Here is a 26,973-nt window from a genome sequence, read left to right on the forward strand (position 1 = left end):
GAGGGTGAATGAGCGTCTATATCATCGGTCGGATCACCATCACCGATCCGCAGGACTATGCCGCTTATGCCGAGCAGACCGAGGCGCTGGCACGCAAGTTCGGCGGTCGGTTCCTGGCGAAGGGCGGGGCACAGACCGTGATCGAGGGCAATTGCCCCGACCGGCACGTCATTATCGAGTTTCCCGACCGTCAATCCGCGCTCGACTGGTACAACTGCGCTGAATATCGCCGTATCCTGCCGCTCGCCCTGTCGGCGGCGAACCGTGACCTTGTGATCGTCGACGGCGTCTGACCTCACCACCACGCCCTGTGAAAGGATACCCCATGCCCGCGCTCTGGATCGCCCATGTCACCGTCACCGATGACGAGGCCTATGGCCGCTACGCCGCGCTGGCTGGACCGGCGATCGCCGCGCACGGGGGCGAGTTCCTCGCGCGCGGAGGGCGGTATGTGCAACTCGAGGGCAAGGATCGTCCCCGAAACGTGGTGGCCCGCTTTCCCAGCCTCGAGGCGGCCGAGGCGTGCTATCACAGCCCCGAATACCAGGAGGCGCTAGACCACGCGCGCGGCGCGTCGGAGCGGGAATTGCTGATTGTCGAATTGACCGACTGATCGCGTCACGGACGCTCATAGTCCAGGCGGACGCGGCCTTCCATTACATCGTCGATATAGGCGCAGGCATCCGGGCGCTGATTGAGGTGAATCCATGCCCAGGTCATGAAGGTATCAGGCGCCATGAAGAGAATGACCGGGTTCAGGAAATCCCGCGAGATTTTCTTGGACTTATCGAGGCCGGTCTCGAAGATGGTGATATCGGCTTCGGGCAGCGACATGACCTGCATGTTATAGGCTACATATTCGCTGGCGGTGATGCAGCATCCGAACGGGCAGGGTACCTCGTCAAAGGCGGCGTGGGCCAGTTCATGGACGATGATACTCCGAAAGAATGCCTCGGGTGACACGTGAGAGAGGCTGCTGTCGGAGAGGCGCATTGACTGCATGACTTCGGGCATGGGGATTTCAATTTTATCCTCGCCGCAATAATAAAGGCCCAGACATTTTTCGGGCATCTCGGTCACGACTTCGATGCGTACTCGTCGCGTCTCGGAGATGGGCACGTTACAGGCAGCCAGCTTCTCTGCCGACTCGCGCGCGAAGGCACATACTTTCTGTGCCAGGGCGTCGTCATCGCTCAGAACCTCGAAGCGTGGATCGGGACATTCCAAAGGCTCCGCTCCTGCCGGGGTACCGGCTAGCAGTGTCGCGATTACGATCCATCCAAGCCATCCCGGCATCTGCACCTCCCGCGCGCCTCGGCTGATAGTGGCCCGGACCGCGCGCTGGTGGCAAGCATGTCAACTGGCACAGGCGAGGCGTGCCCTACGTCCCGTGTCGTGTATCTGAGAGAGAGCGCGAGGCGAACACTCCTCGTTATTCTTGATCCTGTGGTGGCCAGTGGCCCTCGTAGCCGAGGACATTGAGGCATTGAAGCAGCCCGCTGTCATCGCGCCCTGGGCCGCGCGTCTCAGCCCTGCTTGGCGGCGCGCTTGCGCTCGTGCGGATCGAGGTGGCGCTTGCGCAGGCGGATCGCGTTCGGCGTTACCTCCACCAACTCGTCATCATTGATATAGGCGATCGCCTCTTCCAGGCTGAGGGTGATCGGCGTGGTCAGGCGCACCGCCTCGTCGGTGCCGGAGGCGCGCACGTTGGTCAGCTTCTTGCCCTTGAGCGGATTGACCTCGAGATCATTTTCACGGCTGTGCTCGCCGATGATCATTCCCTCGTACACCTTGGCCTGCGCGCCAATGAACATGCGCCCGCGTTCCTCGAGATTCCATAACGCGTAGGCCACCGCCTCGCCCGATTCCATCGAGATGAGCACGCCCGCGCGCCGCCCGGGAATCGGCCCGCGATGCGGCACCCAGCCGTGAAAGACGCGGTTGAGCACGCCGGTACCGCGGGTGTCGGTCAGAAACTCGCCGTGATAACCAATCAGCCCGCGCGACGGCACATGCGCCACGATCCGCGTTTTGCCCGCGCCGGAGGGCTTCATCTCGGCCAGTTCGCCCTTGCGCGGGCCGGTGATCTTCTCGATCACCGCGCCGGTGAATTCGTCGTCTACGTCGATGGTGACTTCCTCGACCGGCTCCAGCCGCTCGCCATTCTCGCCCTCGCGCATCAGCACCTGCGGGCGCGTGATCGAAAGCTCGAACCCTTCGCGGCGCATATTTTCGATCAGCACGCCCATCTGCAATTCGCCGCGGCCCGCCACGTCGAAAGCTTCGCCGCCGGGGGTGTCGCTGACCTTGATGGCGACGTTCGACTCGGCCTCTTTCATCAGGCGTTCGCGGATCACGCGGCTCTGCACCTTCTTGCCGTCGCGACCGGCGAGCGGGCTGTCATTGATGCCGAAAGTGACCGAGATGGTGGGCGGGTCAATAGGCTGGGCCGCGATCGGCGTATCGACGGCAAGCGCACAGATCGTATCGGCCACGGTGGCCTTGGACATGCCGGCGATGGTGACGATGTCGCCAGCGTTTGCCTCGTCGATATCCTGGCTGGCGAGGCCGCGGAATGCCTGAATGCGGCTCACGCGGAACTGTTCGATTTTCTGGCCGATGCGGCTGAGGGCCTGAACGGTCTGGCCTACCTTTAGCCGTCCCGATTCGACGCGACCGGTGAGGATACGCCCGACGAAAGGATCGGCCCCAAGCGTGGTGGCAAGCATGCGGAAATCATCGTTGGCCTGGGCGAGTTGTTTCGGCGCGGGAACGTGGTTGACGATCAGATCGAACAGTGCCGAGAGATCGCGGCGCGGCCCGTCGAGCGCGTGATCCGCCCAGCCGTTGAGCCCCGAGGCGTACATATGCGGGAAATCGAGCTGATCGTCGTTGGCGTCGAGGCTGGCGAAGAGGTCGAATACCTCGTTGAGTACGCGGTCGGGCTCGGCGGCGGGCTTGTCGGCCTTGTTGAGTACCACGATCGGGCGCAGCCCGAGCCGCAGCGCCTTGGAGGTGACGAACTTGGTCTGTGGCATCGGCCCTTCGGCGGCATCGACGAGCAGCACGACACCATCGACCATGCTCAGGATGCGTTCGACCTCGCCACCGAAATCGGCGTGTCCGGGGGTGTCGACGATGTTGATGCGGGTGCCTTTCCAGACCACCGAGGTGGGCTTGGCGAAGATGGTGATGCCGCGCTCGCGTTCGAGGTCATTGCTGTCCATCGCGCGCTCGTCCACGGCCTGCCCGGCGCGAAAGGCACCGGACTGCTTGAGCAACTCGTCCACGAGCGTTGTCTTGCCGTGGTCGACATGGGCGATGATGGCGATATTACGCAAATCCATTGGGCGTTGTCCTGATCCTGTTCCGCATGCGCCTTAGACGCCGCGACGCAGAATGACCAGAGGCAAAGCGGCGCGGATGCGCTCGGGATCAGAACGGGATCTCGTCATCCATGTCGCCGGACGGGCGTCCGACCGGGGCACCACCACCGTAATCGCCGCTTCCCTGGCCTTGGTCCTGGTCGCTCCCATAGCCGCCGCCTCCGCCGCCGCTGTCGCCGCGGCCGTCTAGCATCGTCAGTTCGCTGCGGTAGGGCCGCAGCACCACCTCGGTGCTGTAGCGGTCTTGCCCGGACTGATCCTGCCATTTGCGGGTTTCCAACTGGCCTTCAATATAGACCTTGGAGCCCTTGCGCAGGTATTGCTCGGCCACGCGTGCCAGCGGCTCGGAAAAGATCGCGACCGAATGCCATTCGGTCTTTTCGCGGCGCTCGCCGGTGTTGCGGTCCTTCCATGTCTCGGAGGTGGCGATGCGCAGGTTGCACACCTTGCCCCCGTTCTGGAAAGTCCGGGTCTCCGGGTCGCGGCCCAGGTTGCCGATAAGGATCACCTTGTTTACGGAGCCGGCCATCGCGCCCTCCTTATTCTCGCTGTTGCGCCTTGTCCCCGGTTACACCACCGCAACAGCGTGAAGGAAAGGTTAAAATTCGCGTTCCGACGGCGATTCCCCGCGCTGGTGACAGCCCATTTCGAAAAAGGCTCGAAAATCCTGCGGAATTCTGTATTTTCTGCTCGGAGATGGATCGGGGGGATCAAAAGTGATGCGCTGGATTGGGGTGGCGCTGCTCGTCGTGCTGGCCGGGCCGCAGCAAGGTTTTGCGGAAACGCTCTCGACCAAGGGGCGGATCGACGTGTTCCAGTCGCAGGCGCGCGTCCTCGACCGGCGGGAGCGGCAAGAGCGCAAGAGCGCCATAAGGCTCGAGCGTCCGGGCTTTGTTACGCCGACGATGTGGGGCGATCTCTCGCCGTCGCCGCAGTTTCGCGGGGCCTATCGCGGCCCTTATCTTGACATGGCCAAGCAGGCGGCGCGCCGTCACGGCATCCCCGAAAGCCTGTTCCTGCGGCTGGTGCAGCAGGAATCGGGTTGGCGGGCTGACGCCGTGTCGCACAAGGGTGCGCTCGGGCTGGCGCAGCTCATGCCGCAGACGGCACGGTTGCTGGGTGTCAATCCCCGCGATCCGCGGCAGAACCTTGAGGGCGGTGCGCGTTACCTCGCCGCACAGCACCGCAAGTTCGGCTCGTGGCGGCTGGCGCTGGCGGCGTATAACGCAGGGCCGCAGGCGGTGGAGAAATACGGCGGCGTGCCCCCCTACAAGGAGACGCGCAATTACGTGCGGGTGATCCTCGGGAGCTGATCCACGCGCGGTCAGGCGGCGAAACCGATCCGGTACAAATGGATTTCGTGGGCTGGATGCTTGGCGGCATTCACGAGCCGCCCGTTGTGATGATTGTGCAGATCCCGCCAGTAGGGCTGGATGATGACCCCCTCCTCGCGCAGAATCGACTGAAGCCGTGCCATGACCTTGCGGCGTTCGTCGGCATCGAAGAGGGCATTGGCTTCGTCCAGCAAGGCATCAAACTCGGCATTGGCAAAGCCCGTCTCGTTCCACGCCGCGTTCGAGCGGTAGGCCAGCCCGAGCACCTGCACGGCGAGAGGGCGGTGATTCCACTGGGTGCCGGAAAACGGGTACTTGCGCCAGTTGGCCCAGAAGCTCGCCCCCGGTACGATGCGCCGCTCCACCCTGAGGCCGGCATCGCGAAGCTGCGCCGCGACCGCGTCACCGCTGTAGCGCTGCCATTCGTCATCGAGGGTAACCAGCTCGTGCTTGTAGCCCATGAGCCCCGCCTCGGTTACGAGGCGGCGCGCCTCTGCCGGGTCGTAGGGCACCGGACCGAGATCGGCATGCGCGGGCTGCAGCGGGCTCACGTGATCGTTGTTGGCGACCGTGCCGCGCCCTTCATGGCCGAGCTCGAGACAGATCGCGTTATCCACTGCCAGCGCCAGCGCGCGGCGCACGCCCCGGCGGGCATAGGGGTTGGTGCCGACCATGCGCGCGTTCTGCGCACCGCGAAACACGATGGTGGCGGCGCTCTCGACGCGGGTCGCGGTCCAGCCGATGGCGTCCATCGCCGGGATGAAGGCACCGACGCTCTCGTAGAGCAGGTCGATCTCACCCGCCTCGGCGGCGGCGAGCCAGGTCGTCGGGTTGGTTCCGAGGTCGATGAATTCCACCCGATCAAGCCACGGTCCGCCGAACACCTCTGTTCCCCACCAGTTGTGATCGCGGTTGCGCTCGAGAACGCAGTGCTCGCCCACCCTCAGGCTGACCGGGCGAAACGGGCCCGTGCCGATGCCATGCGCGAAGGGATCGCCGCCGTCATAGCTCTGATGCACGATTGCCGAAGGGTAATCCGACATGCCAGCGATCAGCGTGATGTCGGGGCGGTTGAGCCGCAGGGTGACGGTGAGCGGATCGGTGATCTCGATCGCACCCTCGCGTACCTGCCCGGTGGCGAAGTCGATCAGCGCAGAGAACCGGCTGGCCATTGAATTGCCCGGCGCGGTGCTGTCGCACCAGCGTGCAATATTGTGCGCGACATCGGCGGCGGTGAACGCATCGCCATTGTTCCAGCGCACGCCGGGGCGCAGGTGCAGCACGTAGCGGGTGGCGTCGGCACTGACGTCCCAACCCTCGAGCAACATGCCGCGAAAGGTGCCGTCGCGGCGGTATTCAACCAGGTATTCGAGAAAACCGCGGACCTGGTTGCCCATCTCGCTCCAGTCGAAGCTGCGCGGATCCCCGAGCGGCTTCACATTCTGCTGGATGCGCAACGTGCCGCCCTGCGCGATGGCTGTTTCCGCGTGCGCCGAGCCCGGCAATCCGGCGAGCGACAGCGCCGCGCCTGCCCCCAGTCCGAGCGCGGTGGCATGGCCGAGAAATGCGCGTCGTCCCATCCGGCCCGCGCATAGATCGTCGCACAGCGTGGCGAGACCGGGGTGATGGGGCGGGACAGGGCGCGGCATGGCAGGATTCTCTCGCTTGGGACCGCTTCCATTAGAGCCCGGCGTGCCCGCGCACGCAACCCGGATGGGTCGTCAGATAACCTGCCGGGCCGCAGTGGCGATGGGAGAGGCGACGCGCGCGCGGGCGGCGCTGCGCAGGTCCGAGGGCGTCCGGCCGGTGTGGTGCAGGATGAAGCGTGAGAAGTAGGCAGCGCTGCCGAAGCCAAGTTCGGCGGCGATCTGCGCCATCGGGCGATCGCTTGCCTCGATCAGGTCGCGTGCGGCATGCAGGCTGCGTTCGGTCAGCAACTCGGCGGCGCTCAGCCCCGAGAGGCGCCGGCATACGCGCGTCAGGTGCGTCGGCGTCACGCCCAGCGTGCGGGCGTGGTCGGCCATGCTGCGGGTGCTGGCGTGGTGGCGCTCGATCAGCGCGGCGTAGGCCCGCACCAGTCGTTCGGCGGCACCGGAGGCGGGCTCTTCGGGTTGCGAGAGCATGGCGCGGCGCAGCCAGACGCTCATCAGGGCCGCCTGCGCGTCCACCACCTCTTCCGAGAACGGGCGCGCGTCGTTCTGCTCGCGCTGCATCCCCTCGAAGATAGCTGTCAGCTCGTTTTGGCCCATGACGTCCCGGATTCGCATGTGCAGTGGCCGGTCGGGCATAGGCGCCGTGGCCTGCGCAGGCATCTCGCAGACGAGGCCAAAGCCGGTCTTGCCCGGATCGAGCGAGAACATCGTGCGAGCGGGCAGTACCAGCGCGTTGTGAACGCCTATGCCCCGGCGCACGCCCTCGACCACGGCTATGCCCTGTCCGCGTGTCATCCAGACAAGGGCGTGGCAGGGGCAGGAATGCTGCAGGGTGAGCCGCCATTCGGCCCCGTGCATCCACTGCACGAGCGTCATCACCGTTGCATGATCCATGCGCGCCTCCTTGATCGGAAAGATCGCCTTTGGACTACTGATGTCATGGATCAGACCAGATGTCAGGGATGAAATGCCTGCTTCTGGAAAACCTCAGCGCTGCCGTCGAGCCAAGAAGGCGAGCCGCTCGAACAGGTGCACGTCCTGTTCGTTTTTCAGTAGTGCACCGTGCAGTTTGGGCAGCGCGTCAGCCCCGTCGCGCCGCAGATCCTCGGGCGAGAGATCTTCGGCGAGAATCAGCTTAAGCCAGTCGAGCACTTCGGAGGTGGAGGGCTTCTTCTTGAGCCCCGGCGTGTCGCGAATCTCGTAAAACTGCGTGAGCGCGGTGGCCAGCAGGGCCTCCTTGAGGCCGGGATGGTGCACCTCGACGATTCGCCTGAGCGTCTCGGCCTCGGGGAACCGGATGTAGTGGAAGAAACAGCGCCGCAGAAAGGCGTCGGGTAATTCCTTCTCGTTGTTGGAGGTGATGATGATGACCGGGCGGTGACGGGCGCGCACCGTCTCGCCGGTTTCGTAGACGTGAAATTCCATCCGGTCGAGTTCCTGCAACAGGTCGTTGGGAAACTCGATATCGGCCTTGTCGATCTCGTCGATGAGCAGCACCACGCGCTCATCGGAGGCAAATGCCTCCCACAGCTTGCCGCGGCGGATGTAGTTGGACACATCGTGCACGCGTTCGTCGCCGAGCTGGCTGTCGCGGAGGCGGCTGACGGCATCGTACTCATAGAGCCCTTGCGCCGCGCGGGTGGTGGATTTGACATGCCATTCGATGAGTCGCATCCCCATCGCCTGTGCCACTTGGCGCGCCAGTTCGGTCTTGCCGGTGCCCGGCTCTCCCTTGACCAGGAGGGGCCGTTCGAGCGTGACGGCGGCATTGACCGCCACGGTCAGGTCGCCGGTGGCGACATAGGCATCGGTTCCTTCGAATTTCATCGGTCGGACGGCCCCTTCGTGCGCGGAAATGGAAACAATGTCGGGAACCTAGACGCTTCGCCCGGCCACATCAATGGCGCGTGATTGGCTAGTGACATTCCCCGGCGCCGCGTGTAGATGAGCGCTCGAAGGCACCGACTGTCTGAGGAGTTCATGATGCCGGACACTGGCCTTGACGAGGGGATCGAGATGAAAGCCGAAGTGTTCTTGCCAGAGGATTACACGCCCGCAGAAAACGAGCCGTTCATGAATGAGCTGCAGTTGGAGTATTTCCGCCGCAAGCTGGTGCGCTGGCGGCTGGAATTGCTCGAAGGCAGCCGCGAGGCAATCGAATCCCTGCAGGACGGGACAAGAGCAATTCCCGACGTGGCCGACCGCGCCAGCGAAGAAACCGACCGCGCGCTGGAACTGCGCACCCGCGATCGCCAGCGCAAGCTGGTAGCCAAGATCGACGCCGCGCTCCGCCGCATCGAAGACGGGGAATACGGATATTGCGAGGTGACGGGCGAGCCGATCAGCCTCAAGCGGCTGGACGCGCGCCCGATTGCCACCATGACGCTCGAGGCGCAGGAGCGCCACGAACGCCGCGAAAAGGTGCATCGCGACGACTGAGGCGCTGCTTCGGGCGACGGGAACGGACAGGCGCGCGCCGGAGCACTCCTCCGGCGCGCGTCTTTTTCGGGAAAGGGGCCATGGGTCTGAACGCAATGAGGGTCGCCGTGATCGGCGCGGGGATCGGCGGGCTGGCCGTGGCGCAAGCGCTGGCGCGGCGCGGCGCGGATGTCACCGTGTTCGAACAGGCATCCGAAATCGCCGAGGTGGGTGCCGGACTTCAGATCAGCCCCAATGGCGCGAGGGTGCTCGATGCGCTCGGGCTGGGCGCGGAGCTGCGCCAGCGCGCGGTGATGGCGCGGACGGTGCGGCTTTGTGATTACCGTGGGGGCGAGGTGGTGCGGCTCGATCTCGGTGACACGGGGCAGGGCGGCTATCATTTTCTCCACCGTGCGGATCTCATCAACCTGCTGGCCAACGGTGCGCGCGCAGCGGGCGTTCGCATCCGGCTGTTACAGCGGATCATCGGCGTCACCGACGGGCGGCGCCCGCGTGTTGAACTGGCCAACGGTGCCGGGTTCGACGCCGACCTCGTGATCGGCGCGGACGGGTTGCATTCGGTGGTGCGTGCCGCGCTCAACGGCCCACGTGCCCCCTTCTTCACGGGGCAGGTGGCGTGGCGCGCGCTCGTTCCCAACAGCGCCGAGCGCGGCCCGGAGGTGCGTGTCCACATGGGGCCGATCCGCCACGTTGTGAGCTATCCTTTGCGCGGCGGTAGCCTGCTCAACCTCGTGGCGGTACAGGAGCGCGCCGCCTGGACCGCCGAAAGCTGGAGCCAGACCGACGATCCGCAGTCGTTGCGTGCCGCGTTCGGCGATTTCTGCGACGAGGTGCAGGGGATGCTCGCCGCCGTGGACAAGGTAAATCTCTGGGGCCTGTTCCGACACGAGGTGGCCCGCGCGTGGCATGGCGAGGGGCTGGCGATTCTCGGCGACGCGGCACATCCCACGCTGCCCTTCATGGCGCAGGGGGCGTGCCTCGCGCTCGAGGATGGCTGGGTGCTGGCCGCGGCGCTCGACGAGGAAGGCGATGTGGCAAAGGGATTGGTGCGCTACCAGGCCCTGCGCGAATCGCGGGCGCGCCGGGTGGTTGCGGCGGCGAGCGCCAACGCGTGGAAATACCACCTCGCCTTCCCACCGCTGAGATGGGCGGCACACACCGCGCTACGCGCTGGCGGACGGCTCGCACCTTCGCGAATGATCCGGCAATTTGACTGGATTTACGGCTACAACGCGATTGACGCGGTTGGGCAGCCGATCAACGATGGCTGACAACCGGGGGCGCACGGCCCCCATCGGGCTGGGACGAATAGTGCGCGCCGAGAAATACGCGAAACTGGCGCTGGAGCGCATAGCCGACGAGCGCCTGCATGGTATCCACGAGCCGGTGCCGGACCGCTACCTGCGCGGCGTCGAGAGGCTGGGCGAGGAGTTCGCGCCCGGGCTTGTGCGGTCGGTCGAGATATACCGCAAGAACCACGGGCACTGGCCTGACCTGATCGACCCGCAGACCTTTACCAGCAAGCAACTCCTATTCAAGTTCTTCGGCCTGATCCCGCGCGTCACCCCCTCGGACAAGCTGCGCGCGCATGATTGGCTCCCGCAGCACTTGCGCGCGCAGGTTCACCGCCCGCGCATCCTGTGGCGCGGGGATACGCCCGATCTGCCCGGCAATGACGAGATCGCGGCCGGCACCTATTGGCTCAAGTGCAACCACGGCTCGGGAACCAACCTGCCGATGACCTTTCCCCTGGATGACGACCACCGTACTGATCTGATCCCGCTCACGCGGCGATGGCTCAGGCGGGTGCACAGCAAGCGCCTGAGCCTTTGGTGGTACGAGCTGATCGAGCGCGCGATCTATCTCGAGGAGGACCTGCGTGAGGGCGAGAGCGATGCCGCCGACTGGAAATTCTACGTCTGCAACGGGCGCGTCGTGGTCTATCAGCACGACGCCGACCGCTCGGGCACGCACTTGCAGACGGTCTACAGCCGCTCAGGCACCTGGCTGGACAAGCAGCTCTACGTGCGCAAGGGCGGGGCGCGGCCCGTGGCGCCACCCGCGCGGCTCGACCTGATGGTGGAGGCCGCCGAGGCGATCGGGCGGTTCTTCGATTTCATCCGGGTGGACATGTTCATTCGCGACGGCGAGGTCTATCTCGGCGAGATCGGTCTCGTGCCCAATGGCTGCACCAAGCGCATCCGCGATCCCGAACTCGACTGGATGCTGGGGGGCGCGTGGCAAGCCCCTTGGTTGGGCCGCGTCAGTCCCGGGTTTGCCGATGGCCATTACCGGCGCGAGTGGCCATTCGCCGCCTGAACCCGCGCTCAGATGTCGAGATCGACCCAAAGCGGCACATGATCGGACGGCTTGTCGCGTCCGCGCACGGCCGTGTCGATGCCGCAATCGGTCATCCGGTCGGCGGCCTGCGGGCTGAGCAGCATGTGGTCGATGCGGATGCCGTTGTTGCGCTGCCACGCGCCGGCCTGGTAATCCCAGAACGTGTAATGGCCCGGCCCCTGCACGCGGGCGCGGAACGCCTCTGTCAGGCCCAGGTGCAGCAGGCGGCGAAAGGCGGCGCGGCTGTCGGGCAGGGCGAGCGCGTCGTCGCGCCACGCCTCGGGGCGGGCGGCGTCTTCGTCCTGGGGGATGACGTTGTAATCGCCCCCCATGAGCACCGGCTCCTCGGTGGCGAGAAGCGCCTTCGCGCGGGCGTGCATCCGCTCCATCCAGGCGAGCTTGTAGTCGTATTTCGGCCCCGGCGCGGGGTTACCGTTGGGCAGGTAGAGGCCGCAGACACGCAGCGCGCCCTTTTCGCCCGTCACCGTGGCCTCGATCCAGCGGGCTTGCTCGTCGCTGTCATCGCCGGGCAGACCGCGAGAGACATCTTCGAGCGGAAGCTTCGACAGGATGGCCACCCCGTTGAAGCCCTTCTGCCCGTGGGTCTCGACGTTGTAGCCGCGATCCTCGAACATCTCGCGCGGGAAGTTCTCGTCCACTGACTTGATTTCCTGTAGCAACACCACGTCCGGGGACGCCTCGTCCAGCCAGTCGCAGAGCGCGGCATGCCGCGCCTTGATCCCGTTGATGTTGAAGCATGCGATGCGCATGGCCGCCTCTCCCGTCGCCGTTGTTCCTCTATCGCGCGGCCCCGCGCGTGGTGCAAGGCTCAGATCGAGAAGGACGTGCCGCATCCACAGGACGCGGTGGCATTGGGATTGTCGATGGTAAAGCGCGCGCCGATCAGTTCTTCGGTGAAGTCGATTGTCGCGCCCGCAAGGAAGGGCAGCGAGACGCTGTCCACCACAACCCGCTCGCCCTCGCCTTCGAGCACGAGGTCGTCCTCGGCAGGCGCATCGAGGCGGATGTCGTACTGAAACCCCGAACAGCCGCCGCCCTCGACCGCCACGCGCAGCGCCTTGCCGTCGGCGCCGGCACCGATCTCGGCGAGGCGGGCATAAGCGCGGGGGGTGACCTTGGGGGGCAGTTGCATTGGCATCCTCGGTGGTTTCGCGTGACAGTTCTTTCTGCAATATATGCTCCGAGTGCCCCGCCACAAGGACCGATCAATGACCGCCCCTTTCGCGACCGACCCGGGCCGGACACGCGGCCGCCGCGTGGCGGAGGAAGAGAGCGCCTTTCGCTCGCCCTTTCAGCGCGACCGCGACCGCATCATTCATTCCAGCGCCTTTCGCAGGCTCAAGCACAAGACACAGGTGTTTGTCGCGCACGAGGGCGATTACTATCGCACCCGGCTCACCCATTCGATCGAGGTGGCGCAGGTGGCGCGTACCATCGCGGGCGCGCTCGGCCTCGACACCGACCTGACCGAGGCCGTCGCGCTTGCCCATGACCTTGGCCATACGCCCTTTGGCCACGCGGGCGAGGACACGCTGGCCGCGCTGATGGCGCCCTATGGCGGCTTCGATCACAACGCGCAGGCGCTCCGCATCGTGACGGTGCTGGAGCGCCACTATGCCGCCTTCGACGGGCTCAACCTCACATGGGAGACGCTGGAAGGACTGGCCAAGCATAATGGTCCGGTGACGGGCGATCTGCCGCTGGCGCTGGCAGAATGCGACGCGGTGCATGGGTTGGAGCTTGGCACCCATGCGGGCGGCGAGGCGCAGGTGGCCGCCATCGCCGACGATATCGCCTACAACAACCACGACCTGCATGACGGGCTGCGCGCGGGGTTATTTGGCGACGAGGAAATCGCGGCGCTGCCCATCGTCGGCCCCTGTTATGCCGAGGTGGACCGGCTCTACCCGCGCCTCGACCCAAAGCGCCGCCGCCACGAGGCGCTGCGCCGGGTATTCGGTGAGATGGTAGGCGACGTGATCGCCGAGAGCCAGCGCCTGCTGGCCGCCCATTCGCCGGGTTCGGTGGAGGAGCTGCGCGCACTTGGGGTGCCGGTGATCCGTTTTTCGCCCGGGTTGTGGGAGGATTTGCAGGCGATCCGGGCGTTTCTCTTTACCCGGATGTATCGCGCCCCGGCGGTCAACGACATGCGGCGCATGGTGGCGCAGGTGATCGGAGAGTTGTTCCCGGTCTACCTCGACGCGCCCGACCACCTGCCCGAAGAGTGGCGCGCGGACGTGGCGCGCGCGCCTGACCGGGCGGCGCTGGCGCGGTTGGTAGGCGATTACATCGCCGGCATGACCGACCGGTTCGCATTGCAAAGCCACGCCCGGCTGGTCGGCGGGACGTCGGCACAAGACCTACCGGACGGGGTGTAGGCTTGCCGCCTGGTACAGGGACAGAAGCGCTCGACCCGGTAACGGCGCGCGGCATGGTGGGTGCGCTCGATGTCGGGGCGCAATGGCTGGCATGGCGGTTGCAGATGCCCGCCATCGTCCTGATGCTGCGCGAATGGCGCGCAGCGCTTCGTCGTGGGCGAGGACGCGCCACGGCGTGGCGAGGACATGCGTATCGCCGCCCTTGCCACGCCGCGCGACACCGACGGGAACACGCAGCCGCCGGCAAGTTGAAGCGCGTGATGCCGGGTGCTAGTGATATCCACGGGATGCGTATCGAGTGGGTGAGGGTGGTGTGGACGGGGAGACATCTCGGAAAACCGTGCTGATCGCGTCTGCGGGCTGTGCGGTCGGTGGAGAGCTGGCAGAAAGGTTCGCGGCGACCGGGGCGCTGGTGGTCGTGGCCGATCATGCGGAACGGCGCGCGCTGGCACTGGCGCGGCGCGCGCCCGGAAAGATCGAGAGCCTGACGCTCGATTGCCTGCGTCCCGGCCAATGCCGACGGTTGGGCGAGATATGGGGCGACACACCGCTCGACCTGCTGGTACATCTGCACCCGCTGCGTAGCCCGCGCCGTCTCGGGGCGGCGGTGGCGGCGATCCCGGCACTGACGCGCGCGCTGATGGACGGGCTGGCGCAGGGAGAGGGGCTGGTGCTCGTTGGCTGCCGTGCGGCAAGCCATGACGCGCGCCCCGAGGCGCGGGCGTTCGACGCGGCGCTGGCGGCGCTCGCCCCGCACATGCAGGCCGAGGCGGGCACGCACGCCCGTGTCAACGTTCTGCGGCTCGGCCCGTACACCGGACGCACGGCCCTGATACGTCAGGCACGGCAGCTCGCAGAGGGGGCGCGCGACAGGCCGCGCGGCGCGGTGATCAACCTCGCCTGAGCGGGCGGCTTGAACCGCGCCCAAGGCGATTGACGCGCGGGCCACGGGTGGTAAACCGGCGCGCGTGCCAACACGGAAAGGCGGCTCATGAACCTCTTTGACGACATTCGCGGTCTCGTTCTCGATACCTTGGGCGGTCTGCAGGCCGAAGGTGCGCTGCCTGCCTCGCTCGACCTCGGGAGCGTCACTGTCGAGCCGCCGCGCGATCCCGCGCATGGCGACATGGCGACCAATGCCGCGATGGTGCTGGCGAAACCGGCGGGGATGAAGCCGCGTGACATCGCCACCGTGCTCGCGGAGCACCTCGCCGCCGATGCGCGCATCGATAGCGCCGAGGTGGCCGGCCCCGGATTTCTCAACCTGCGGTTGGCGCCTTCGGTCTGGCACGATGTGCTGCGCGATGCGCTGCGGCAGGGGGCAGATTTCGGCCGCGCAACGCTGGGGCAGGGTCGCCGCGTCAATGTCGAATACGTATCGGCCAATCCGACCGGCCCGTTGCACGTCGGCCACACCCGCGGCGCGGTGTTCGGCGACGCGCTGGCGAGCCTCCTGGATTTCGCGGGCTATGACGTCACGCGCGAATACTACATCAACGATGGCGGCGCTCAGGTCGATGTGCTCGCGCGCTCGGTCTACCTGCGCTATCTCGAGGCGCACGGGCAGGAGGTGGCCTTTGCCGATGGCACCTATCCGGGCGACTACTTGATCGAGGTGGGTCGCGCGCTCAAGGACAAGGTCGGCGCCGCGTATGTCGACGAGCCCGAAGCGGTCTGGCTGGCCGAGGTGCGCGACTTCGCCACCGATGCGATGATGACGCTCATCCGCGAGGATCTGGCCTCGCTAGGCGTCGAGATGGATCACTTCTTCTCTGAGAAATCGCTCTACGGCACCGGATTGATCGAGGCCGCGATCGAGGATCTGCGCGGCAAGGGGCTGATCTATCGCGGCGTGCTCGAGCCGCCCAAGGGCAAGATGCCCGAGGACTGGGAACCGCGCGAGCAGACCCTGTTCAAATCGACGGAACACGGCGATGACGTGGATCGGCCGATCATGAAATCCGATGGTGGATGGACTTATTTCGCCCCCGATATTGCCTATCATTACGACAAGATTTCAAGGGGATACGATCTGCTTATCGACGTGTTCGGGGCCGATCACGGTGGCTATGTCAAGCGGATGAAGGCCGCCGTGTCGGCGCTGTCGGATGGGCGCGTACCGATCGAGATCAAGCTCTGTCAACTGGTCAAGCTCTACAAGAACGGCGAGCCGTTCAAGATGTCCAAGCGCGCCGGCACCTTCATCACCCTGCGCGACGTGGTGGACGAGGTCGGGCCAGACGTGACCCGCTTTGTCATGCTCACGCGCAAGAACGACGCGGCGCTCGACTTCGACTTCGCGCGTGTTCTGGAACAGTCCAAGGACAACCCGGTCTTCTACGTCCAATACGCAAATGCGCGGGTCAACTCGGTGCTGCGCAAGGCTACTGCCGCGGGGATCACGGTGGATGACGCGACACTTGCGGAGGCCGATCTGTCGGTGCTCTCGCACGAGGCGGAACTGGCGCTCGCGCGCAAGATCGCGGAATGGCCGCGGCAGGTGGAGATCGCCGCGCGCGCAGGCGAGCCGCACAGGGTGGCGTTCTACCTCTACGACCTGGCCTCGGAACTGCACGGTCTGTGGAACCGTGGCCATGACGAACCGGCGCTGCGATTCCTGCAAGAGGGCGATCCGGCCACAACGCGCGGGAAAATCGCGCTGGTGCGCGCGGCAACGGTTGTGATTTGCGCCGGTCTTGGTATCCTTGGCGTCACTCCGGTGGACGAGATGCGCTGAACGCCGCCGCCACCGGTGCGAGCAGGCAACCAGGAACCGGCGACCATGTATCGCCGGTGGCGAGAGGCAGATCATGGCAGAGATGCAGGCATCCCGGACGGAGTACGGGTCGGACGATCGCGTGGCGGTGGCCGTGACGAAATTTACCAATATTACTGGTGCGCTGGTGTCAATGGCGCTCTTGGCCGGAATTGGCCACTGGGGTTACCAGGTGATCATGCGCGACGTGTCGGGCGTGCCGGTCGTGCGCGCGCTCAGCGATCCCATGCGCGAGGCTCCGGCCGAGCCGGGCGGGCGCGAGGCGGCGCATCAGGGCCTGTCGGTCAACCGTGTGGCGGCGCAGGCGGCGACAGAAGAGCCGCCCGACCGGGTAATCATCGCACCCCCGCCGCTCGATCTGACGCTAGAGGATATTCCGAGTACGGCGAGCGCCACAGCACAGGCGCCGACGGCGCCGCGCTCGGGTGACGTGCATCTCGCGGTGGTGCGGCAACCGGCGCAGGCAGCGCCGCGCGCCGCGACCGAGCCCACATCCGAGCCCGAGGCGCAGGCGCCCACTGAAACGGCCGAGGGGGGGCTCGGGCGGTCGTTGCGTCCGCAGCTGCGCCCGGCGCTGCCCGATCCGGTGGCCTACGCGCTCGCGGCGGCGACCAGCGCCCCGTCGGTCGAGGTCGATCCCGAAAGCCTGCCGGTTGGTTCGCGGCTCGCGCAGCTCGGGGCCTTCGATTCAGCAGAGGTGGCGCGCTCGGAATGGGAGCGTCTGACAGCGCAGCTTGGTGATCTGCTGGACGGCAAACGCCGTGTGGTGCAGCGCGCGGAGAGCGGCGGGCGGATTTTCTACCGGCTGCGCGCAGCCGGTTTCGAAGACCTCGCAGATGCGCGCCGTTTCTGTTCGGCCTTGCAGGCAGAGCGGGCCGAGTGCATCCCGGTGGTTACTCGGTGACAGGGTTCGGCGCGGTCATCACCGGCGCCGAGGGGTATCGGCTAACCCCCGGAGAAAAAGCGTTTTTTCGCGAGGTTAAGCCCTTCGGATTCATCCTCTTCGCGCGAAATATTGACACCCCCGACCAGGTGCGCGCGCTGTGCCACGAACTACGCGAGGCGGCGGGGCACGAGGCGGTTATCACCATCGACCAGGAAGGCGGGCGCGTGCAACGCCTGCGTGCGCCTGCCTGGCGCGAGTGGCCCGCGCCGCTCGATCACGTGGCCGCGGCTGGCGCGCAGGCGGCGGAGGCGCTGCACCTGCGCTACCGGATCATCGCCGACGAGCTTGTTGCCCTCGGGATCGACAGCAACTGTGCGCCTTTGGTGGACGTGGCGGGGCGGGACACCCACCCGTTTCTGCGTGACCGCTGCTATGGCGAGACGGCGGGGCGGGTTGCGCTCTTTGGCCGGGCGGTGGCGGACGGGCTTATGGAGGGGGGCGTTCTGCCGGTGGTCAAGCACATCCCGGGACACGGGCGCGCGAGGGCTGACAGCCACCACGAACTGCCCCGCGTGACCGATCCGGCAGAGCATCTGGCCGAGGTCGATTTCGCCCCGTTCGAGGCGCTTGCCGATTTGCCGATGGCGATGACGGCGCATGTGGTTTATGCCGCGCTCGATGCGCGGCCAGCGACCTTGTCACCTGTTATCATTGAAATAATTCGCCGCTCCATCGGGTTTGACGGGCTCTTGATGACCGATGATATCGCCATGAACGCGCTCTCGGGCAGCCTGGTAGAGCGGGCGCGGGCCGCGCTCGCGGCGGGGTGCGACGTGGTCCTGCACTGCAACGGCACGCTGGCCGAGCGACAGGCCGTGACGGCGGCAGCGGGCGAGATGCGGGCCGCTGCGCAGGACCGTGCCGAGCGGGCGTTGGCCGCGCGCCGGACGCCCGATCCGGTTGACATCTCCGCCCTCGCGGCGCAGCTTGATGCGTTGACGGGCGGACGGCAACATGGCTGAAGACACCTTCGATGACAGCGCGGAACCGGTGCCTGTGGCCGAGCGGCTCGCGGCGGAGGCGCTCATCGTCGATGTCGACGGGTTCGAGGGGCCGCTGGACCTGTTACTGACGCTCTCGCGCACGCAAAAGGTTGATTTAAGGCGCATTTCCGTCCTGCAACTGGCGCGGCAATACCTCGCCTTCGTCGAGCAAGCGCGCGCCCTGCGGATCGAGCTGGCCGCCGATTACCTCGTGATGGCGGCGTGGCTTGCGTTTCTCAAGTCGCGTCTGCTCTTGCCGCCCGACCCCGCCGAAGAGGGGCCGTCGGGCGAGGACCTGGCGGCGCATCTGGCGTTTCAGCTTGAGCGGTTGCAGGCGATGCGGGATTGCGCGGCGCGGCTGATGGCGCGCGATCGGCTGGGGCGGGATTTCTTTGCGCGGGGGCTGCCCGAGGACGTGACGCGGCGGCGCGAGGTGCGCTATACGGCGAACCTGCTGGACCTGATGCAGGCCTATGCGCGGCTTCGCACGCGCGACGAATTTCGCCCCTTCGTCATGGACCGTGACGCAATTTTCACTATGGAACAAGCACTTGAGCGATTGCGCGGGGTGATCGGCGAGGCGGCGACATGGACCGATATCGCGAGCTATCTGCCGGAGGGGTTCACCACCGATCGGCAGAGGCGGCGCTCGGCCACGGCCTCGACCTTTGCCGCGGCGCTGGAGCTTGTGAAGGAGGGGCGGGCGGAGCTGCGGCAGACCGAGATATTCGCGCCGGTCGAGCTTCGGCGGAAGGATTAAGAACATGCCGCAAGATATTGATACAGAAAAGGAAAACCTGTTCGAGGCTCCGCCGATGGCCGAGCAGGAGCGGATGATCGAGGCGATGCTTTTTGCCGCCACCGAGCCGATGGACACGCGCGAGATGGCAGCGCGGATGCCGCATGGATGCGATCCGGCGGAAGCGCTGGTCCATCTGAAGAAAAGGTATGAGGGACGGGGGGTTACACTGGTGAAAGTGGGCGATGGCTGGGCCATGCGCACCGCGCCCGACCTTGGCTTTCTGATGCGGCGCGAGGTGGTGGAGACCCGCAAACTGAGCCGGGCGGCCATCGAGACATTGGCCATCATCGCCTACCATCAGCCGGTCACCCGCGCCGAGATCGAGGAGATACGCGGCGTGTCCGTCAGCCGGGGAACCGTCGATCAACTCCTTGAAATGGAATGGATTCGTTTCGGCAGACGCAAGATGACGCCGGGCCGTCCGGTGACCTTCGTGGTCACCGAGACATTCCTCGACCATTTCGGCCTGGAAAGCGCGCGCGACCTGCCGGGACTCAAGGAATTGCGCGCCGCGGGGCTGCTGGACAACCGCCCGCCGCCGGGGACATTGCCGGGGATCGGCGACGAAGGCGAGGAGGACGAGGACGCGGAAGTGCCGCCCGCAGGGCAGGACGAGTTGTTCGGGGACTGACGAACCTGTCGGTTCGCGGCCCGAACCGCACGGTTCGGCGCATCGCGCGGACGCTCGCGCAGGAAATCGTCAAGATAATCGCCGCACCCGCCCTGATTTCCGCACGTTTCGGTGCTATGGTCCCGGACAGAGGCAGCGAGAGGAGGCCGCGATGAACGCCAACCAGGTGATCAACATGGTGATCCGCATGGTCATGCGGCAGGTGATGCGGCGCGGGGTCAATGCCGGGATCGACAAGGTCACGCGTGGCCGCGGTGACAACGGTCCCGACGGGCAGAAGACCGCGCGCAATGCCCGCAAGACGATGAAACTGGGGCGGCGGATGGGGCGCTTCTGACCGGGCGTCAGGCCCGGAAGTGCTTGGAGAGTTTCAACCCCTGTCCCTGGTAGTTTGACGCAATGTCCGCGCCGTAGAGGCGGTCGGGCACCGTATCCATGCTCTCATACACCAGCCGCCCGACGATCTGGCCGTGCTCTAGCACGAAGGGCGCCTCGTGGCAGCGCACCTCGAGCACGCCACGCGCGCCGGTGCCGCCCGCAGCCGCATGGCCGAAGCCGGGATCGAAGAACCCCGCGTAATGCACCCGGAATTCGCCCGCCATCGCCACGAAGGGGGCCATCTCGGCGGCATAGCCGGGGGGGATGTGCACCGCCTCGCGGCTGACGAGGATGTAGAACGCGCCGGGGTCGAGGACGATATGGCCGTCGCGCGCGTGGACCTCTTCCCAGAAATCGGCGGCCGGGTAGTGGCCGATGCGGTCGAGGTCGATCAGGCCGGTATGCGGCTTGGCGCGGTAGCCGGTGAGCGTGCCTGCCTCGGGGCGCAGGTCGACCGAGAAGGCGAGCCCGCCGTCGATCACCGCCGGGCCGTCGACGAGCGGTGTCTCGGCGTGCAAGCGATGCATCGCGGCATCGGAGAGCCGCGCGTCGCCCGAGCGAAAGCGAACCTGGTTGAGCCGCATGCCGGGGCGCACCAGCACCGAGAAGGAACGCGGGCAGATTTCGGCATAGAGCGGGCCGGTGTGGCCCGGCGGCACGCGGTCGAATTCGGTCCCGCCATCGGTGATCGTGCGGGTGAGCAGGTCGAGCCGTCCGGTGGAGGATTTGGCGTTGGCCACCGCCTGCACGCCCTCGGGCAGTGCCAGCCGTTCCATCAGCGGGACGAGGTAGACGCAGCCCTTTTCCAGAACCGCGCCGGGGCCAAGCTCGATGCGGTGCATCCCGAACTCATCAAGCCGGTCGGCGACGGTCTGTCCGGCACCGGGCAGGAACGAGGCGCGCACCCGGTAGGCGACCGGACCGAGGCGGAGATCGAGGCTGGCGGGCTGGACCTGTTCGGGCAGGATGGCGGGATCGGAGGCGATCTGGCCCGCGTCGATCATCGCCGAGATTTGCTGGCAGGAGAGAACGCCGGTCATCGGTGGCCCCCTCGGCCGTCGCAGAGGCCCCGCGACACGCGGGCGGCGGGATCGTCGGTCGATTTGGTCGGGCTAGCAGGACTCGAACCTGCGACCTTCCGTCCCCCAGACGGACGCGCTACCAGGCTGCGCCATAGCCCGACGATGCGCTGTTCATACCGGTTTTGCGCGCGGGGGCAAGGGGGGCGATGCGAAATATTGCCGCCGCTCATGCCTTTGGCGCACCCGCGTCGCGCAGCCGTTCGGCCAGCGCCGAGAGCGTGGCCGCGAGATCGGCTGGCAGCGGGCGGGGCAGCGTGGCGAGACGCGCGAGCGGCCCCGGCGCGGCGGCCACGTCGTCGGGCGGATCGTCGGGCAGATCCGGCAGCGGGGGCAGGGCGGGGGCCTGCGGTTCGGGGGCCGGTTCGGGCGCAGAGGCGGTTTCCGGTTCGGTCTCGGGCTCCGATCCAGGCTCTGTCGCTGTCTGCGGCTCCGGTGCGGGCTCTGACTCGGTTTGCGGTTCTGGTTCGGGTTCTGCCGCGGTGGTGGGGGCGACGTCAGGCTCGGGCTCTGTGTCGGAGGTTGGCTCTTGCGCGGCCGCGTCCGGGGGGACGCCCTGCGGCGTGTCGGGGCGGGCGAAGCTGAGCACCTGCGCGACTGGCGTGGGTGCCGCCTGCTCTCCCTCGAACCCGGGCGAGAGCGCGGCGACGTGGCTTACCCCCTGTTCGCGCAGCATCTTCTGCACACCCTTGATGGTCATGCCCTCGTCGTGCAGCAGCACCTTGATCCCGCCGAGCAGGCGCATGTCCGCGGGGCGGTAGTAGCGTCGCCCGCCCGCGCGCTTGACCGGTTTCACCTGGGTGAACTTGCTTTCCCAGAAGCGCAGCACGTGGGCGGGCACCTCGAGCCAGTCTGCCACCTCGCTGATGGTGCGGAAGGCGTCGGCGGATTTGCCCATGTGCGGCGGTGTCCTCAGCGCTTGTTGCCGATCGCAACGCGATCCTTCATCAGGTGCGAGGGCCGGAAGGTGAGCACCCGGCGCGGCTTGATGGGCACTTCCTCGCCGGTCTTGGGGTTGCGGCCCACGCGGGCCGACTTGTCGCGCACCGAGAACGTGCCGAAGGAAGATATCTTGACCGGTTCGCCGCGCGAGAGCGCGTCCGAGACGTGGGTAAGCACGCTCTCCACCATCTGGGCCGCGTCGTTGCGCGACAGCCCCACCTCGCGGAATACCGCTTCGCTCAGGTCCATCCGTGTCAGTGTCTTGTTGGTCATACCGTCCCCGCATTTTTGCGGCTCAGTTTGCGGCGAAGCCCGTGCCGTGTCAATCGTGATGGTCCCGGGTGCTGGGAGGTGGCGCGGATTTTTGCAGGCCGACGCGCGGTTTACCAGCGCATCACCACCGCGCCCCACGCCAGCCCGCCGCCGATCGCCTCGGACAAGACGATCTGCCCGGGGCGGATGCGCCCCTCGGCCACGCCCACCGAGAGCGCCAGCGGGATCGAGGCGGCGGAGGTGTTGCCGTGGTCCTGCACGGTGACGATGACGCGGTCCATCGACAGGCCCAGCTTCTTTGCGGTGCCCTGGATGATGCGGATATTGGCCTGGTGCGGCACGATCCAATCGACGTCCGGCCCGGTGAGGCCGACCTTGCCGAGCGCGGTCTCGGCGGTGGAGGCGAGTTTCTCGACGGCCTGCCGGAAGAGCGCGTTGCCCTGCATCCTGAGCTTGCCCGCATCGCCAGTCGTCGATACGCCGCCATCGACGTAGAGCATGTCGCGGTAGCGCCCGTCGGAATTGAGATCGACCGAGAGGATGCCGCGATCGGCGTTGGTGCCGGTGCCCTCGGTGGCCCCGAGTACCAGAGCGCCGGCGCCGTCGCCGAACAGCACGCAGGTGGAGCGGTCGGACCAGTCCATGATGCGCGAGAACGTCTCGGCCCCGATCAGCAGCAGGCGCTCGGCCTGGCCCGCGACGATCATCGCGTTGGCGGTGGCGAGCGCGTAGACGAACCCGGCGCAGACCGCCTGCACGTCGAAGGCGAAACCGTGGGTCATGCCCAGCCCCTCCTGCACCATCGTGGCGACCGAGGGGAAGGTGAGGTCCGGCGTGGAGGTGGCGACGATCAGGCCGTCGATGTCGTCCGGCGTGAGCCCGGCATTGGCGAGGGCGGCGCGCGCGGCATGGAGGGCGAGGGTGGAGGTGGTCTCGTCCTCGGCGGCGAAGCGGCGGCGCTCGATCCCCGAGCGCGAGCGGATCCACTCGTCCGTGGTGTCGAGGGTGGCCTCGAATTCGCTGTTGGGCACGATGCGGGCGGGCAGGTAGTGCCCGGTGCCGAGGGCCGTGGCGCGGCGGGTCATGGCGCGAGGTCTCCGTGGTTGTCGTCCCCGGTGTTGTCGTCTCCGGTGTTGTCGTCCCCTGTGTCGTGTTGGTCGCCGTCGTCCTCGCGGTCGAGCGGGGCCGCGGCGGCGACGCGGGCGGCGAGCTTGGCGGTGAAGCCGGTCTGCGCGAGGTCGAAGGCGAGCTTTATCGCCGACGAAACGCCCGTGGCGTCCGCCGCGCCGTGCGACTTGACCACGGTGCCGTTCAGCCCGAGGAACACGCCGCCATTGGCGCGGCGCGGATCGACGCGTTTTTTCATCCGCCGAAGCGAGGTATAGGCCAGCAGCGCCGCCAGCCGCGACAGCGGCGTGTAGGCGAAGGCCTCGCGCAGGAGGTCGGTGATCAGGTTGGCGATGCCCTCGCCGGTCTTGAGCGCGACATTGCCGGTGAAGCCGTCGGTCACGATCACGTCGCAGCGCGTGCCGGGCAGGTCGCGCCCCTCGACGAAGCCCACGAACTCGAAATCCGCGCTCGTTGCATTGGCGGCGATCAGCTCATGCGCCTCGCGCAGCTCGGCGCGGCCCTTGTGCTCTTCGGTGCCCACGTTCAGCAGGCCGATGCGCGGGCGCTTGAGGCCAAAGCCGTTGCGCGCGTAGGACGCGCCCATCAACGCGTATTGCATCAGGTCCTTGGCGTCGGCCCGGATATCCGCGCCGCCGTCGAGCATGATGTTGTGCTGTTGCGGGTTCTGCGAGGGCCACATCACAGCGATGGCGGGGCGGTAGATGCCCGGCAGCTTGCGCAGGCGGATGACCGACATCAGCATCAGCGCGCCGGTATTGCCGCAGGAGACGCAGACCGTCGCCTCGCCCGCGCGCACCGATTCGAGCGCCGACCACATCGAGGTGTCGTGCCCGTGGCGCACCACCTGAGCGGGCTTGTCGGTCATCGACACGACCTCGGGTGCGTTGCGGATGGTGACCCGGTCGGTCAGCTCCCGGCGCCTGGCGACCAGCGGCGCGAGCGTGTCGCGCGGGCCGTGCAGGATGAATCCGATGCGCGGATTCTTGCTGGCGGACTGGGCCATGCCCGCCACCACGGCGGCGGGCCCCTCATCGCCGCCCATGGCGTCAATCGAGATCACGAAGCGCCCCGCGCCGGTCATGTCCTGATCGCCCTGAGCGCCCATGCGGCCGATGCCCCCGAATAGTGTCTCAGGCGGCGTCGTCTTCCAGGTCGATATCGTCCACCAGGGCGACGACTTCGCGTTCTGCGTAGTGGCCACAGGCCGCGCAGACGTGGTGCGGGCGCTTCAACTCGCCGCAATTGGGGCATTCGTTGGGATTGCCCGCGGTGAGTGAATCATGCGCGCGGCGATTGTTGCGGCGCGATTTCGAGACCTTGTTCTGTTGGACGGCCATGTCACAACCTCAATTCCTGCGGGCCGGATCGGCCCATGTTTCACGGGTGTTCGCGGCTCTTAATCCTGACCGAGCCGCCGGTTCAACCCCAAATTCCGGTGAGAGCGCGAAAATACAGAGATTTGGGGCCGGGGCAAGCGATTCTTGGGGTGGCTTCCGGCTCAGCCGGAGGGGCCGCCGTCATTGCCCTCGTCGTCGTCATTCCCGGCCAGCCGGTCGCGCAGTCCGGCGAGCCCGGCAAAGGGGCGGCGGGGCGCGTCGTCATCGTCGTTTTCCGCGCCGTCGGGCGCGGCCGAGAGCGTGCCGAGTTCTGCCGCGTCGCTGCGCGGCCAGGGCGGCAGCGCCAGCGCCAGCGCCTCGGCGAGCACGGCATCGAGGTCGATCACCGCGCCAAGGGGCTCTATCGTGTCGTCCTCGGGCATCTCGATCTCGTCGGCGGGCGCGGCCTCTGGCGGGGTGGCGTCGGGCGTGTAGCGGCGCGTCACGGTCTCGTCGATCCGGGTGGTCACCGGCGCGAGGGTGACGCCGCAGGGCTGCACGACCGTCGCCCCGAGCGTGGCGCTGAGCAGCCAGTCGCGGGGGCCGTCGGGGGTGATCTCTCCCCTGAGGGTCAGCTTGCGCAGATCGAGGAGGTCGAGGCGCGCGGCCAGCGTCGCGCGCGCCGCCGCGTCGGGCACGATCTCGAAGCGGTGGCCGCCGTGCCGGGCGAGGCGCGGGACGGGGATACGGTGGGTGGAGCCGGTATCGGTGGACATCGCGGCCTCTTGCTTTGAATTCTTGAACCCGGGGGCTGCATTGATGTAAGCGGGATAAAAGCCGTGAGCGGTGGTGACAAGAGGGCAGAGATGACGGCGATTTCAATGCGAGTGCTGCGTGTCCTTGCCCTGTGTGGTCTCATCGGGGTGGCCGCCTGCTCGGCCACCTACCAGAATCATGGCTATGTCCCGCCCGAGAACGATCTCGAGAATCTGATCGTCGGGGTCGATACCCGCGCGACGGTGGATGACCTGATCGGGCCGCCCTCGGTCTCGGGGATGGTGGGCGATGGCGATTATTACTACGTCCGCTCGCGCAAGCGCACCTACATGATGCTGCGCCCGCAGGTGATCGAGCGCGAGGTGCTGGCGATCTCGTTCAACGACGACGACACCATCGCCAATATCGAGAGATTCGGGCTGGAGGACGGACAGATCGTGCCGCTCTCGCGCCGGGTGACAGACAGCTCGGTGGTCAAGAACGGCTTCCTGCGGCAGGTGCTCAGCAATATCGGCGCGCTCAACCCCGAGCAACTGTTCGGCGAATAGCGCGACGCGCGCCGCATTGTCTTGGAGATGTCACGCGCCGAGTGCATGAGATATCGCCGAGGATCGAGCGACCGCGTGGAGACGGTGACATGAGGGAGATCCGGCAGGGGCGCTACGTGGCTCGGCTGGCGCGCGGTCCCGGGGACGTCGCCCGCGCCCAGGCGCTGCGCGCCGAGGCGTTTCTGGGGACTGCCGGAGGCTGCGACGCCGATGCCCATGACGCGGTGTGCCTGCACCTGCTGGTCGAGGAGGCGCGGGGCGGGCGGCTGGTCTGCTGTTTCCGGGTGCTGCTGCTGGAGGACGGGGCCGGGATTGCGCGCAGCTATTCGGCGCAGTTCTATGAATTGTCGGCACTGGGTGCGTTCGAGGGGCGGATGGCCGAGATGGGGCGATTCTGCATCCGGCCCGGTCTGACCGATCCGGACATCCTGCGCGTGGCGTGGGCGGCGATGACGCGGCTGGTGGACGAGCACGGGGTGGCGATGCTGTTTGGCTGTTCGTCTTTCAAGGGAGTGGAGACGGCCCCGTATCTCGATGCCTTTGCGGTGCTGGGGGCGCGGCACCTGGCGCCGCGGCGGTGGTGGCCGCGGGTCAAGGCGCCCGCCGTGTTCCGCTTTGCCGAGCGATTGAAACGGCACAAACCCGATCCCAGGCAGGCGATGCGGCATATGCCGCCCTTGCTGCGAACCTACCTGATGATGGGCGGCTGGGTGAGCGATCACGCGGTGATCGACCGGCAGATGGACACGTTGCACGTCTTTACCGGGGTCGAGATCGGCGCAATCCCGGCGGCGCGCGCGCGGCTGCTGCGGGCGCTGGCGGGGTGAGGCTTGACTGTGGC

General features: G+C 66.9%; 31 protein-coding genes and 1 tRNA gene. 16 read left to right on the plus strand and 16 right to left on the minus strand.

The window, feature by feature from the left end; all coding sequences use genetic code 11:
* Nucleotides 1-8 precede the first annotated feature (8 nt).
* A complete protein-coding gene (locus AC13D8_RS07700) occupies nucleotides 9-293 on the plus strand; it encodes a DUF1330 domain-containing protein (protein ID WP_104020427.1) in 285 nt (94 codons plus the stop codon).
* 32 nt (nucleotides 294-325) lie between these two features.
* A complete protein-coding gene (locus tag AC13D8_RS07705) occupies nucleotides 326-613 on the plus strand; it encodes a DUF1330 domain-containing protein (RefSeq protein ID WP_482968370.1) in 288 nt (95 codons plus the stop codon).
* 5 nt (nucleotides 614-618) lie between these two features.
* Here AC13D8_RS07705 and AC13D8_RS07710 read toward each other — a convergent pair whose 3' ends face one another.
* From AC13D8_RS07710 to ssb, 3 genes are all read right to left on the minus strand, one after another.
* The gene (locus AC13D8_RS07710; protein ID WP_482968371.1) at nucleotides 619-1,296 is read right to left on the minus strand and encodes a DUF6639 family protein; all 678 of its coding nucleotides are present in this window, start codon (nucleotides 1,294-1,296) and stop codon (nucleotides 619-621) included.
* Nucleotides 1,297-1,526: 230 nt separating this feature from the next.
* Complete coding sequence (typA, locus tag AC13D8_RS07715; RefSeq protein WP_104020430.1) at nucleotides 1,527-3,347, minus strand: translational GTPase TypA; 1,821 nt, start codon at nucleotides 3,345-3,347, stop codon at nucleotides 1,527-1,529.
* Nucleotides 3,348-3,435: 88 nt separating this feature from the next.
* Nucleotides 3,436-3,915, minus strand: a complete 480-nt coding sequence (gene ssb, locus AC13D8_RS07720) for a single-stranded DNA-binding protein (RefSeq protein WP_129433609.1) — start codon at nucleotides 3,913-3,915, stop codon at nucleotides 3,436-3,438.
* 190 nt (nucleotides 3,916-4,105) lie between these two features.
* On the opposite strand from ssb, the gene AC13D8_RS07725 reads away from it, so the two are divergent.
* Nucleotides 4,106-4,699, plus strand: a complete 594-nt coding sequence (locus AC13D8_RS07725) for a lytic transglycosylase domain-containing protein (protein WP_482968372.1) — start codon at nucleotides 4,106-4,108, stop codon at nucleotides 4,697-4,699.
* 11 nt (nucleotides 4,700-4,710) lie between these two features.
* Here the strand turns inward: AC13D8_RS07725 and AC13D8_RS07730 are convergent, their stop codons facing one another.
* The 3 genes from AC13D8_RS07730 to AC13D8_RS07740 form a co-directional block, all read right to left on the minus strand.
* Entirely contained in the window at nucleotides 4,711-6,369 is a 1,659-nt protein-coding gene (locus AC13D8_RS07730) for an ABC transporter substrate-binding protein (RefSeq protein WP_482968373.1), read from the minus strand.
* 72 nt (nucleotides 6,370-6,441) lie between these two features.
* Entirely contained in the window at nucleotides 6,442-7,266 is an 825-nt protein-coding gene (locus AC13D8_RS07735; RefSeq protein WP_482968374.1) for an AraC family transcriptional regulator, read from the minus strand.
* Between the two features lie 93 nt (nucleotides 7,267-7,359).
* Nucleotides 7,360-8,199 carry an AAA family ATPase gene (locus AC13D8_RS07740; protein WP_482968375.1) on the minus strand — a complete coding sequence of 280 codons (840 nt, stop codon included), beginning with the start codon at nucleotides 8,197-8,199 and terminating at the stop codon, nucleotides 7,360-7,362.
* A 156-nt stretch (nucleotides 8,200-8,355) separates the two neighbouring features.
* Here AC13D8_RS07740 and dksA point away from each other — a divergent pair, with 156 nt between their 5' ends.
* The 3 genes from dksA to AC13D8_RS07755 all read left to right on the plus strand — a co-directional run bounded on the left by dksA (nucleotide 8,356) and on the right by AC13D8_RS07755 (nucleotide 11,130).
* Nucleotides 8,356-8,811 (plus strand): RNA polymerase-binding protein DksA, encoded by a 456-nt coding sequence (gene dksA / locus AC13D8_RS07745; protein WP_206018402.1) that lies wholly within the window; start codon nucleotides 8,356-8,358, stop codon nucleotides 8,809-8,811.
* Nucleotides 8,812-8,891: 80 nt separating this feature from the next.
* Nucleotides 8,892-10,082 carry an FAD-dependent oxidoreductase gene (locus tag AC13D8_RS07750; RefSeq protein ID WP_482968376.1) on the plus strand — a complete coding sequence of 397 codons (1,191 nt, stop codon included), beginning with the start codon at nucleotides 8,892-8,894 and terminating at the stop codon, nucleotides 10,080-10,082.
* On the plus strand, nucleotides 10,075-11,130 hold the full coding sequence (locus tag AC13D8_RS07755; RefSeq protein ID WP_482968377.1) for an ATP-grasp fold amidoligase family protein: 1,056 nt from the start codon (nucleotides 10,075-10,077) through the stop codon (nucleotides 11,128-11,130). The genes AC13D8_RS07750 and AC13D8_RS07755 overlap by 8 nt, the downstream gene beginning before the upstream one ends.
* An 8-nt stretch (nucleotides 11,131-11,138) precedes the next feature.
* Here AC13D8_RS07755 and xth read toward each other — a convergent pair whose 3' ends face one another.
* Nucleotides 11,139-11,921 (minus strand): exodeoxyribonuclease III, encoded by a 783-nt coding sequence (gene xth / locus AC13D8_RS07760; protein WP_482968378.1) that lies wholly within the window; start codon nucleotides 11,919-11,921, stop codon nucleotides 11,139-11,141.
* Nucleotides 11,922-11,980: 59 nt separating this feature from the next.
* Nucleotides 11,981-12,304: a HesB/IscA family protein gene (locus tag AC13D8_RS07765; protein ID WP_129433627.1), complete on the minus strand. Its 324-nt coding sequence runs from the start codon at nucleotides 12,302-12,304 to the stop codon at nucleotides 11,981-11,983.
* 76 nt (nucleotides 12,305-12,380) lie between these two features.
* Between AC13D8_RS07765 and AC13D8_RS07770 the strand changes: the two genes are divergently transcribed.
* The 8 genes from AC13D8_RS07770 to AC13D8_RS07805 all read left to right on the plus strand — a co-directional run bounded on the left by AC13D8_RS07770 (nucleotide 12,381) and on the right by AC13D8_RS07805 (nucleotide 20,025).
* On the plus strand, nucleotides 12,381-13,550 hold the full coding sequence (locus AC13D8_RS07770; RefSeq protein WP_482968379.1) for a deoxyguanosinetriphosphate triphosphohydrolase: 1,170 nt from the start codon (nucleotides 12,381-12,383) through the stop codon (nucleotides 13,548-13,550).
* 313 nt (nucleotides 13,551-13,863) lie between these two features.
* The gene (locus AC13D8_RS07775; protein WP_482968380.1) at nucleotides 13,864-14,454 is read left to right on the plus strand and encodes a hypothetical protein; all 591 of its coding nucleotides are present in this window, start codon (nucleotides 13,864-13,866) and stop codon (nucleotides 14,452-14,454) included.
* A gap of 87 nt (nucleotides 14,455-14,541) precedes the next feature.
* Nucleotides 14,542-16,287 carry an arginine--tRNA ligase gene (argS, locus tag AC13D8_RS07780; RefSeq protein ID WP_482968381.1) on the plus strand — a complete coding sequence of 582 codons (1,746 nt, stop codon included), beginning with the start codon at nucleotides 14,542-14,544 and terminating at the stop codon, nucleotides 16,285-16,287.
* Between the two features lie 73 nt (nucleotides 16,288-16,360).
* Complete coding sequence (locus tag AC13D8_RS07785) at nucleotides 16,361-17,230, plus strand: SPOR domain-containing protein (RefSeq protein WP_482968382.1); 870 nt, start codon at nucleotides 16,361-16,363, stop codon at nucleotides 17,228-17,230.
* Nucleotides 17,227-18,234 carry a beta-N-acetylhexosaminidase gene (gene nagZ, locus AC13D8_RS07790; protein ID WP_482968383.1) on the plus strand — a complete coding sequence of 336 codons (1,008 nt, stop codon included), beginning with the start codon at nucleotides 17,227-17,229 and terminating at the stop codon, nucleotides 18,232-18,234. Before AC13D8_RS07785 ends, nagZ begins: the two co-directional genes overlap by 4 nt.
* A complete protein-coding gene (locus tag AC13D8_RS07795) occupies nucleotides 18,227-19,015 on the plus strand; it encodes a segregation and condensation protein A (protein WP_129433646.1) in 789 nt (262 codons plus the stop codon). Before nagZ ends, AC13D8_RS07795 begins: the two co-directional genes overlap by 8 nt.
* Nucleotides 19,016-19,019: 4 nt before the next feature.
* Nucleotides 19,020-19,688: an SMC-Scp complex subunit ScpB gene (gene scpB / locus AC13D8_RS07800; RefSeq protein WP_482968384.1), complete on the plus strand. Its 669-nt coding sequence runs from the start codon at nucleotides 19,020-19,022 to the stop codon at nucleotides 19,686-19,688.
* 151 nt (nucleotides 19,689-19,839) lie between these two features.
* Nucleotides 19,840-20,025: a hypothetical protein gene (locus AC13D8_RS07805; protein WP_129433652.1), complete on the plus strand. Its 186-nt coding sequence runs from the start codon at nucleotides 19,840-19,842 to the stop codon at nucleotides 20,023-20,025.
* Nucleotides 20,026-20,032: 7 nt separating this feature from the next.
* On the opposite strand, the gene AC13D8_RS07810 is transcribed toward AC13D8_RS07805, so the two are convergent.
* From AC13D8_RS07810 to AC13D8_RS07845, 8 genes are all read right to left on the minus strand, one after another.
* Nucleotides 20,033-21,106 (minus strand): 2'-deoxycytidine 5'-triphosphate deaminase, encoded by a 1,074-nt coding sequence (locus AC13D8_RS07810; RefSeq protein ID WP_482968385.1) that lies wholly within the window; start codon nucleotides 21,104-21,106, stop codon nucleotides 20,033-20,035.
* Between the two features lie 64 nt (nucleotides 21,107-21,170).
* Nucleotides 21,171-21,247 (minus strand) — tRNA-Pro (locus AC13D8_RS07815).
* Between the two features lie 67 nt (nucleotides 21,248-21,314).
* Nucleotides 21,315-22,043 (minus strand): MerR family transcriptional regulator, encoded by a 729-nt coding sequence (locus tag AC13D8_RS07820; RefSeq protein WP_482968386.1) that lies wholly within the window; start codon nucleotides 22,041-22,043, stop codon nucleotides 21,315-21,317.
* Nucleotides 22,044-22,057: 14 nt separating this feature from the next.
* Nucleotides 22,058-22,360, minus strand: a complete 303-nt coding sequence (gene ihfA / locus AC13D8_RS07825; RefSeq protein WP_129433661.1) for an integration host factor subunit alpha — start codon at nucleotides 22,358-22,360, stop codon at nucleotides 22,058-22,060.
* A gap of 110 nt (nucleotides 22,361-22,470) precedes the next feature.
* Nucleotides 22,471-23,445, minus strand: coding sequence for a beta-ketoacyl-ACP synthase III (locus AC13D8_RS07830; protein ID WP_482968387.1), 975 nt, complete (start codon nucleotides 23,443-23,445; stop codon nucleotides 22,471-22,473).
* The gene (plsX, locus tag AC13D8_RS07835; protein WP_482968388.1) at nucleotides 23,442-24,596 is read right to left on the minus strand and encodes a phosphate acyltransferase PlsX; all 1,155 of its coding nucleotides are present in this window, start codon (nucleotides 24,594-24,596) and stop codon (nucleotides 23,442-23,444) included. Before plsX ends, AC13D8_RS07830 begins: the two co-directional genes overlap by 4 nt.
* A 25-nt stretch (nucleotides 24,597-24,621) precedes the next feature.
* Nucleotides 24,622-24,828: a 50S ribosomal protein L32 gene (gene rpmF / locus AC13D8_RS07840; RefSeq protein ID WP_482968389.1), complete on the minus strand. Its 207-nt coding sequence runs from the start codon at nucleotides 24,826-24,828 to the stop codon at nucleotides 24,622-24,624.
* A 161-nt stretch (nucleotides 24,829-24,989) separates the two neighbouring features.
* Nucleotides 24,990-25,583, minus strand: a complete 594-nt coding sequence (locus AC13D8_RS07845; RefSeq protein WP_129433670.1) for a YceD family protein — start codon at nucleotides 25,581-25,583, stop codon at nucleotides 24,990-24,992.
* A 90-nt stretch (nucleotides 25,584-25,673) separates the two neighbouring features.
* Here AC13D8_RS07845 and AC13D8_RS07850 point away from each other — a divergent pair, with 90 nt between their 5' ends.
* Nucleotides 25,674-26,132, plus strand: a complete 459-nt coding sequence (locus AC13D8_RS07850; protein ID WP_129433673.1) for an outer membrane protein assembly factor BamE — start codon at nucleotides 25,674-25,676, stop codon at nucleotides 26,130-26,132.
* Between the two features lie 89 nt (nucleotides 26,133-26,221).
* Complete coding sequence (locus AC13D8_RS07855; protein ID WP_482968390.1) at nucleotides 26,222-26,959, plus strand: GNAT family N-acetyltransferase; 738 nt, start codon at nucleotides 26,222-26,224, stop codon at nucleotides 26,957-26,959.
* The last annotated feature ends 14 nt before the right edge of the window (nucleotides 26,960-26,973 follow it).

Source organism: Roseovarius sp. B-10, assembly GCF_056859295.1.